7 protein-coding genes and 5 pseudogenes are annotated in these 8,679 nt (G+C 69.0%); 8 read left to right on the forward strand and 4 right to left on the reverse strand.

Annotated elements, in window-relative coordinates:
* A pseudogene (locus QMO56_RS26275) lies at window positions 1-513 on the forward strand (hypothetical protein); the annotation flags it as partial.
* 39 nt (window positions 514-552) lie between these two features.
* Here QMO56_RS26275 and QMO56_RS26280 read toward each other — a convergent pair.
* Window positions 553-762: pseudogene (locus tag QMO56_RS26280) on the reverse strand (IS481 family transposase); the annotation flags it as partial.
* Between the two features lie 153 nt (window positions 763-915).
* On the opposite strand from QMO56_RS26280, the gene QMO56_RS26285 reads away from it, so the two are divergent.
* The 4 genes and pseudogenes from QMO56_RS26285 (at window position 916) to QMO56_RS26300 (ending at window position 3,915) form a co-directional block, all read left to right on the forward strand.
* The gene (locus tag QMO56_RS26285; RefSeq protein ID WP_283530555.1) at window positions 916-2,652 is read left to right on the forward strand and encodes a family 16 glycosylhydrolase; all 1,737 of its coding nucleotides are present in this window, start codon (window positions 916-918) and stop codon (window positions 2,650-2,652) included.
* 38 nt (window positions 2,653-2,690) lie between these two features.
* A pseudogene (locus QMO56_RS26290) lies at window positions 2,691-2,951 on the forward strand (IS3 family transposase); the annotation flags it as partial.
* Between the two features lie 42 nt (window positions 2,952-2,993).
* On the forward strand, window positions 2,994-3,158 hold the full coding sequence (locus QMO56_RS26295; protein WP_283530557.1) for a hypothetical protein: 165 nt from the start codon (window positions 2,994-2,996) through the stop codon (window positions 3,156-3,158).
* Window positions 3,159-3,477: 319 nt separating this feature from the next.
* Entirely contained in the window at window positions 3,478-3,915 is a 438-nt protein-coding gene (locus QMO56_RS26300) for a hypothetical protein (RefSeq protein ID WP_283530559.1), read from the forward strand.
* On the opposite strand, the pseudogene QMO56_RS26305 reads toward QMO56_RS26300, so the two are convergent.
* From QMO56_RS26305 to QMO56_RS26315, 3 genes and pseudogenes are all read right to left on the reverse strand, one after another.
* Window positions 3,798-4,729: pseudogene (locus tag QMO56_RS26305) on the reverse strand (transposase). The gene QMO56_RS26300 and the pseudogene QMO56_RS26305 overlap by 118 nt on opposite strands.
* A gap of 72 nt (window positions 4,730-4,801) precedes the next feature.
* Window positions 4,802-5,209, reverse strand: coding sequence for a DUF2442 domain-containing protein (locus QMO56_RS26310; RefSeq protein ID WP_283530561.1), 408 nt, complete (start codon window positions 5,207-5,209; stop codon window positions 4,802-4,804).
* Window positions 5,202-5,441 carry a DUF4160 domain-containing protein gene (locus QMO56_RS26315; RefSeq protein ID WP_283530563.1) on the reverse strand — a complete coding sequence of 80 codons (240 nt, stop codon included), beginning with the start codon at window positions 5,439-5,441 and terminating at the stop codon, window positions 5,202-5,204. The genes QMO56_RS26310 and QMO56_RS26315 overlap by 8 nt, the downstream gene beginning before the upstream one ends.
* A 149-nt stretch (window positions 5,442-5,590) precedes the next feature.
* Between QMO56_RS26315 and QMO56_RS26320 the strand changes: the two genes are divergently transcribed.
* From QMO56_RS26320 to QMO56_RS26325, 3 genes and pseudogenes are all read left to right on the forward strand, one after another.
* The gene (locus QMO56_RS26320; RefSeq protein WP_283530565.1) at window positions 5,591-7,828 is read left to right on the forward strand and encodes an ATP-dependent RecD-like DNA helicase; all 2,238 of its coding nucleotides are present in this window, start codon (window positions 5,591-5,593) and stop codon (window positions 7,826-7,828) included.
* Between the two features lie 50 nt (window positions 7,829-7,878).
* Window positions 7,879-8,184: pseudogene (locus tag QMO56_RS27075) on the forward strand (DUF6880 family protein); the annotation flags it as partial.
* Window positions 8,185-8,207: 23 nt separating this feature from the next.
* Window positions 8,208-8,564, forward strand: a complete 357-nt coding sequence (locus tag QMO56_RS26325; protein ID WP_283530567.1) for a DUF6880 family protein — start codon at window positions 8,208-8,210, stop codon at window positions 8,562-8,564.
* The last annotated feature ends 115 nt before the right edge of the window (window positions 8,565-8,679 follow it).

The raw sequence follows: 8,679 nt of genomic DNA on the forward strand, positions 1-8,679 counted from the left end.
GCCCAAAACCATCCGGACCGCTCGCTGCCGAACCTCAGGCGAAAAGCGGTTCGTCGTCGCCTTCGTCATGCCTCCAACCCCTCAAGGTTTGAAGCCTCCGGCAAACCCGGCGCGGTTCACTGCGCGCAGTCGCGGCAGCGCATCCGGAGCAACGGATCGCGCTTTGGTTTCAGGACGGTTCAACGCACTGCGTTGAACAGGATCGGCCAGAAGGGGCGTGTCTGCCATCGCTGGTGGCTGCGGGGGCATCGGCCGCCCGGCCTGGCCGGCAAACGCTTCAGCTACGCCTACATCTTCGCGGCCATGGAGCCCGCCACGGGCGCCGACTTCTGCCTCGTGCTGCCGACGGTCTCGACGGCGGCCATGCGCGTGTTCCTCGACGGCTTCTCAGCCAACCTCGCGCCCGACACTCACGCCGCGCTGGTGCTGGACGGCGCAGGCTGGCACGGCAGCCGCGACCTCGTCGTGCCCGACAGCATCACCCTGGTGCCGCTGCTACCCTACAGTCCGTAGCTGAATCCGGTCGAACGCGTCTGGCTCTACCGGCGGGAACGCTTCCTCAGCCTCGGTCAGAATGGTGCTGCGGGGCCGGGCGGGACCCATCGGGGCATCGGCCGTGCCAGTCCGGCCGCGCCATTTGGCGACCGTCTTGGGGTTCAGCCCAAAGCGGGCGGCAAGGGTCCGGGTGCCCTCTTGCGACGCTTTGAGCTCGGCTCGAACACGCGGCGTCGTTCGGGCTGAACCGTGAAGACCGCCTGCCACAGGACATCCTCCCCCTCGCGGGTCAAAGATGCACCACTACTCCCCGGGACTACACACCTAGTTGAAATTTGTGTGCCTTAAGAAACCATCAACAACCTTGGCGCAGGGTGCCCACAAGGAGCGCGCACAACCCGGCTGACCAAGGAACGATTGATGCCCGCCAACGCCGCAACGGAGCGCAGCGCTCCGGCGATGACGTTTTCCGCCGAGTTCGACACCGTGAAATGGTGGGATGGCAGTAGCGGATTCGACACGCGCCCGGCCTTCGCCATGGCCAGTTGGGCCGATAGCGGCTTCGGATGGTCGGCCGATTCAGACACCTGGTACCTGCCCGCCGACCCCGTGGGCGCGCAATCGCCGTTCAGCATCCAGGACGGTATCCTGACGATCACCGCCCGCACGGCGGAGACGGCCTACCAGGACCCGAAGGCAAGCTACGACTACACTTCCGGCGCCATCACCACCTTCCACGACTTCTCGCAGCTCTACGGCTATTTCGAGATCCGCGCGAAGATCAGCGACGTCGGCGGCACGCTGCCGGCCTTCTGGATGCTGCCGGTGGACCAGGGTTGGCCGCCGGAGCTCGATATCATGGAGGTGCTGGGTAGCGATCCGAGCCTGCTCCACGCCACCGTGCACAGCCAGAAGGGCGGCGCGATCCAGGTTGGCGCCACCCATTACCAGACGGGCCACAGCACCAGGGTGGTGGACCTCTCAGAGGACTTCCACACCTATGCGGTGGACTGGCAGGCCGACCACGTCACCTGGTACCTCGACGGCGCGCCGGTCCATCAGATCGCCACGCCCGAGGACATGCACCGCCCCATGTACCTGCTCGCCAACCTCAACGTCGGCGGGACATGGGAAGGCCGCGCCGATCCGGCGAAGCCTTTTGAAGCCACCTACCAGATCGACTACATCCGCGCCTACGACGCGAGGCCGCTTCCGCCGAAACCGGTGATCCACTCCGACGGCGGCGATGCCGTGGCCACGGTCACGCTGGCGGAGAACACGCCGCTGGTCACCACCGTCGTTGCCACCAGCGCGGATGGCAGCAGGCCCGCCCTCAGCATCGCCGGCGGCGCCGACGCCGCGCTTTTCGGCATCAATCCCGAGAGTGGCGCGCTCGTCTTCCTCGCCGCGCCGGATTACGAGGCGCCGCGCGATGCGGGCGGCGACAACGTCTACGAGGTGACCGTCCAGGCCGGCTCCGGCGCCAGCGCGACCCAGCAGGCGATCACGGTGTCCGTGTCGGACGTGAACGACCCGGGGATCCTCGCCGGGCTGGCGGCGCACCTGCAGGCGCTGTCGGACGGCGGCGCGGCGACAAGCGTCTTCACCTCGAAGCACTATGACGCGGGATGGCGCCTACAGGGGGAGCAAGCCGAGCGGAGCCAGCTGCACCTCGAGGACGGCCGTCTGTTCGAGGAGCGCTTCACCACCGACTGGAAGCTGCAACGGGCCAGCATCACCAGCGAAACGGAGGCGAGGCGCACCGTCAGCCACTACGACGGCCAGTGGCGTTTCACCGGCGCGGAGATCGTTGATTTCGGGCTCCAGACCCGTACCGCGCATTTCGACACCAACTGGAAGCAGGTCGGCACCGACATCTTCCGTATGGACAATGGAAAGGCGATCGAGGAGCACTACGACGCCGCCGGACGGATCGAGGGGATCGACGTCGGCACCCGCCAGCCGGGCCGGATGATCCTGGAGCATTTCGATGCCGCCTGGAAGCCGCTGGGCGCCGAGATCCTCACTGAGGAAGGCGGCAGCGTGATCACCCAGCACTTCGACCGCAACTGGGTCTTCACCGCGGCCGATGTCACCTCGGCGGAAAGCTTTGCCCGCTCCTCTCACGGCGTGATGACGGAGTGGCTGCTCGGCTGACGGCGCGGCGGCGCCCCCTGGCCGGACAGGCTTCCGACCGCCCCACCTACGGATATCGCCGCATCACAGCCCTGCTGAACCGCGCCCGCCGAGCCTCCGGGGCAGAGCCCCTGAACCATAAGCGCGTCTACCGGCTGATGCTGCAGGGTCCTTTGCAGGCGCGTCAAGAGCGACAGGGACGCGCGCCAGGGCGGCCGATCCACCGGCGTGGCGCGGGGTGGCGGCGGGTCTGGAGCCGGCGGGCCAGGGTCCGGTCGCAAGACGGTGCTAAAAAGCACTTCTTTGAAGCAAACGGCTGATTAGAGTAAATTCCCTGCGTGACTGGGGTGGAGGGCGTGCCGATGTCCCTGTTGGCGAGCACGGGGCGCGACGGCTCCCCGCCGCTGGGCGAACCCGCCCTGCTGGCGGCGCTCGCCGAGGCCAGCGCGGCGGTCGTGCGCCTCGACGCGGTCGTACCGCTCCACCCGCTGCGGCGCGGCGGCAGACCGCGGCGGACGGGTTTCTGATCGAGCCCTGGCATCTCGCCGCCGTGCTGGAGGGCCTGCCGCTGCGGGCGATGCGGGGCAGCGCGCGGGCGATGGACGCGGGCGCGATTCACGACGCCTCGCCCTCGACTACCACGCTTGGCTCGCCGCGCCCGGCCCCGCGGCGGAGGGCGCGGTGCGCGCCGCGCTGGTACGGCGGCGGGCCTGCTCCACGCGCCCCTGCCGCTCACCGGGGCGGCGGCGCTCGAGCCCGGCCAGCCCTGGGAGCCGTCGCTCTGGATCCCCACCTTCCTGCGGGCGGTGGCCGTCGGGCGGCGCAGGATCTCGCGCGCGCGCGGCGGTGGACCTGCTCGCCGCCCTCCCGCTCGTCTCGGCCACGACGCTGGCCGCCGCGCTGGGCCTGTCGGTGAATGCGGCCGGCGCAATCCTCGGCGACCTCGTCCGCCGCGGGGCCGCGGTGGAGGTGACGCACCGCCGCAGCCGCCGCTTGTTCGGCCTCGCCGGCCTGGCGCCGCTGCGCGAGGCCGCCGCGCCGCCACGCCGGTCGGTGCCCGGGCGGGGGCGGCTGCGCGCGGTACCGCCCGAGACCGAGGCGCGGCCCGCGGCGGAGGCGGTGCCGCCCCTGCCGCCCACCGCTCCGCTCGCGCGGCCGGCCTTCGACTATGGTGAGCTGGCGGCGGCGATGCAGGCCGTGGACGCGGCGATCCGGACGGCGCGGGCCGGGCTCACGCGCGCGGCCGGGATTGGCGGGGCGGACGACGACGACGCGGCGGGGTGAGAGGCATCTAAGGGGCGTCCCCGGAAGGCCTGGCCGAGTACCGGGGCGGCGGACCGCTGGCGCTGTTTCTGCCCGAGATCCCTGCCGGCTCGCTGCGGGCTGTCCCCTTCGTCGCTACGCTCGAACTGGCGCGCGTGGCGGAACCGCATGTGACACAAAGCGCCGCGTTCGCCACCCTCCACCTGGAGATGGCTTTTGTAGCCGAAGATCGGCACCGCGATCTTGGCGGTCTGGCGCTGCGCACCTTCGGGCTTGGTGCGCCCGCGCTTGAGCGTCCAGCGGGCATCCCGGTCCTTCTGCGCCCGCTTGGCACGGGACCAGCCCTCTGGCGTGCCGCCCTCCCGGATGGTGGCTTTCTCCTCGAGGGTGAGCTTCTGGCGCGGCGCGGCAATCAGGGTAGCGTCGATGATCTGCCCGCCCATGGCGAGAAAGCCAAAGCGACGGAACAGCCCCTCGATGGCACCCGCCTGCTTGAGCTGCTCACGGTAGAGCCGGATCGTCTTGGCATCCGGCACGGGCTCATACAGGGCAAGGCCCGCGAAGCGCATGAAGGAAAGCGGTCCCCTAGCCGGAACTCCGCCTGCTCATCCGAGAGGCTGTAGAGCGCCTGCAGCACCAGAATGCGGAACATCAGCACCGCGTCATAGGGCGGGCGTCCAGCACGGCTGCGGTCCGATCGCGCCAGCGCCGCATCCAGCACGGGACGGAAGATCTCGAAATCCACGACAGCCGCAAGCCGCTCCAGCGGATCACCCGCTGCCAACAAGGCCGCATACCGCTCATCGACATCGAAGCAGCCAGGCTGCCCCGCCATTGCCACCGCCTCCACTCACCGGGGCCAGTGAATCAGCTCGGCGCCTCAACAGCGAGGTTTTTCGAAGTGTCCTTATCGCTGGGCCGACTTTCGTGGCCGACCACCCTTGGCCCCATTCGCTCGCGCTGCGGCGGCCTTCGCGAGCGACGTCGCCCGCCCGGCTTGGCGGGCCATGTGGGTTTTGGTGCCGAACAGGCCGGCCAGAAGGCCCGGAACTGACAGGTCGGTGTCCAGCGCCTCCCAATGGAGGCCGTAGCCGCTCCCAAGCACCTCGACCTGGGCGAGCTGGTCCTCGGTCGCGCCTTCCAGGCCCTGCGCCAAGCCAGGAGGGAAAGCGAAGGTGCAGCCGTTGTTCAGCTCCACGATCACGCGACCAACCCGCCGGTCGTAGCGCACAGCGACGGCGCGTGGCTCGGAAAGGCGAGCAGCCTCACCGCGAGCCAAGGCGGCATCGATCTGAGCGTCGGTCAACTCAGCCATGGATCTCCTCCCAGCGCGTCAGCAGAAAAGCTTGCTGCTCCACCACCATGCGCATGGCGCGACGCATGTCGCCACGACTCATGCCATCGGCCCAGACCAGTCCCGGGAGGCCGTCGGCGCCGAGCAGGTTGATCTTGGCCTCGCCGTCCCCGAAGACATGGACGTGCGCAGGCTCGTGATCGTTGACATAGATGACCACCCGCAAGCCGGAGGCACGCAGTGCAGTGACCATGTGTTCAAATAACCTAACATGATGGGTTATTCAAGGTGCTTCTGCGACGGTGACTTGCGTGTCGTGCGTGATGGGTGCGCTGCGGAAACCTGGCGGGTCGGCATGGTCGGGGCCTCCTCGCAGACGGGTTTAGAGAGCATCTGAAACGGGTGCCCAACGCTGCTGCTGCGCGCCCACCTACCCCCGATCGCGGCCCGCCCACCGAGGCGCTGGCCGGCCTGGTCGAGCGCGTCACCTACCACAACGCCGAGAACGGCTTCTGTGTGCTGCGGGTCAAGGCACGCGGGCAGCGCGACCTGGTGACGGTGGTGGGGCACGCCGCCTCGATCTCGGCCGGCGAGTGGGTGCAGCTCTCGGGCACCTGGGTCAACGACCGCACCCACGGCTTGCAGTTCCGGGCGAGGTTCCTGCAGGCAACCCAGCCCACCACGATTGAGGGCATCGAGAAGTATCTCGGCTCCGGCATGATCCGCGGCATCGGCCCGGTCTACGCCAAGAAGCTGGTCCGTGCCTTTGGAGCGGCTGTTTTTGACCTGATTGAGGCTGAGCCCGACCGGTTGCGCGAGGTCACCGGCATTGGGCCCAAGCGCGCTGCCCGCATTGTCGCCGGCTGGGCCGAGCAGAAGGTAATCCGCGAGATCATGCTGTTCTTGCACGCCAACGGGGTCGGAACCTCGCGGGCGGTGCGGATCTACAAGACCTACGGCGCGAACGCCGTGCAGGTTATCACTGAGAATCCCTACCAGCTCGCGCGCGATATTCGCGGCATCGGCTTCCGCACCGCCGACGTGGTGGCCGGCAAGCTCGGGATCGAGCCCACGGCGATGATCCGGGTGCGCGCCGGCATCTCCTTTGCCTTGGCCGAGGCGACCGGTGAGGGGCACTGCGGCCTCCCCGTGGGCGAACTGACCGCACTCGCAGGCAAGCTGCTCGAAGTATCCGCTGAGTTGATCGAGACCGCCCTTACGCTTGAGCTCGATGCCGGCGAGGTCGTGGCCGACACGCTGGATGGCGAGCGTTGCGTCTTCCTGGCCGGCCTCTACCGTGCCGAGCAGAGCATCGCTGAGCGACTGGGGCGCCTTGCTTCTGGCCGGCAGCCTTGGCCGGCGATTGAGGCCGATAAGGCGATCCCCTGGGTGGAGGGTCGCACCGGCCTCGCCTTGGCCGGGAGCCAACGCGAGGCGTTGCGGCTTGCCCTGGCCTCCAAGATGTTGGTGATCACCGGCGGGCCCGGCGTGGGCAAGACCACGCTGGTCAACGCCATCCTGCAGGTGCTGCGGGCCAAGGGGGTGCAGGTGGCGCTTGCCGCTCCCACCGGCCGCGCGGCCAAGCGCCTTTCCGAGAGCACGGGGCTCGAGGCCCGGACCATCCACCGCTTGCTGGAGAGCGACCCTAGGACAGGCGGCTTCAAGCGCGACGAGACGAATCCGCTCGGCTGCGAGCTGCTGGTGGTGGACGAGACCTCGATGGTGGACGTGCCGCTGATGCGCGCCCTCCTCCGGGCCCTGCCGGATGAAGCGGCGCTGCTGCTGGTGGGCGACGTGGACCAGCTGCCGAGTGTTGGGCCGGGCCAGGTGCTGGCTGATATCATCGGCTCGGGCACTGTCCCGGTGGTGCGCCTGACCGAGGTGTTCCGTCAGGCGGCCGAGAGCCAGATTGTCGTGAATGCTCACCGCATCAACCGCGGCCAGATACCCGAGCTCAAGGCAGGCCCGGAGTCAGATTTCTTCTTCGTTGAGGCCGCCGAGCCCGAGGACGGCGTCCGCAAGCTGCTGGCCATGGTACGCGAGCGCATTCCGGCCCGCTTCGGGCTCGATCCCGTCCGCGACGTCCAGGTGCTCTGCCCGATGAACCGCGGCGGCCTTGGCGCACGGGCACTCAATATCGAACTGCAGCAGGTGCTCAACCCGCCCGGCGAGCTTCGGGTCGAGCGCTTCGGCTGGACCTACTGTCCTGGCGACAAGGTCATGCAGGTGGCCAACAACTACGAGCGCGAGGTGTTCAACGGCGATCTCGGCGTGATCACGGCCATGGACATGGAGGAGGGCGAGCTCACGGTCAGCTTTGACGGCCGGCCCGTTACCTACAGCTTCGGCGAGCTCGATGAGCTGGTCCTCGCCTACGCAACCACCATCCACAAGGCGCAAGGCTCGGAATATCCGGCCGTGGTGATCCCCCTCACGACGCAGCACTACGCCATGCTGGCGCGCAACCTGCTCTACACCGGCGTGACCCGGGGCAAGAGGCTGGTCGTGCTGGTCGGGCAGCGCCGGGCACTGGCCATCGCTGTCCGCAACCAGGGCGCGCGCCGGCGCTGGTCGAAGCTGCGGGAGTGGCTGGCGCCGGATGGCCGCCCAGCCGTCACGCCTACAGCGGTGAGGAACTGAGCATGCCGCCACGCGCCCGGGTGTCCCACTCACGCCTGACCCCGCCACCAATGGCCGACGAGGACCCTGCGGTACCCTCCCCTTCCCACCCCCGAGCAAAGAAGGCCGCGCCCCGCTCGCGCACGCTCAGCGTCGAGGCGCTGGAGCAACTGGGCGCACAACGGCTGGCCGAGCTGCTGGTGGCGCAGGCCAAGGGTGATGCTGCGCTGGCCCGCACACTGCGTCTGGCGCTCGCCGGGATGGATGGCGGTGGCCGGCTTGCCGCCGAGGTGGAGAAGCGGTTGCGCACCATCGAGCGCTCGCGGGGGTTCATCGCGTGGGACAAGGCGCGCCCCCTCGCCCGTGAGCTCGACAGCCTACGCGAGACGACGCCGGACCGTTGGCCGCGACGAACTCGCGCGCGGCCGTGGCGCAGATGCGGCTGCTGCTCGGCCTCGCCGACAACGTGTTCGAGCGCAGCGACGACGGCAGCGGCACGCAGGGCGAGGTGTTCCGGCAGGCCGGCGCTGAACTCGGACGGCTCTGGGGGTTGCTGCCGGACCGCGATCCGATGGCGCTGGCCCGCGAGGTGCTGGCGCTCTGGGACGCCGACGGATACGGCGAAACCGATCGGCTGCTGAAAGCGGCTGGTCCGGCACTCGGTCCCGAGGGCCGGTCGGAACTGCGCCGGCTGCTAGAGGCACGCCTTGCCGCACTGCCGCGTTCCCGCAAGCCCGACGCTGTTGATTGCCGCTGAGACCTGACCCGGTTTGGGGTGAAGTTGCCACTGAGAATTGACCCATGTTCGGACGCTAGCCTCGGCCTTTTGGGTGGGGGCAGCGGGAGTGTTGGACATGGCGTTGTTGAGCGTT

The organism is Roseomonas sp. E05, from assembly GCF_030063475.1.
Classification (GTDB): Bacteria; Pseudomonadota; Alphaproteobacteria; order Acetobacterales; family Acetobacteraceae; genus Pseudoroseomonas.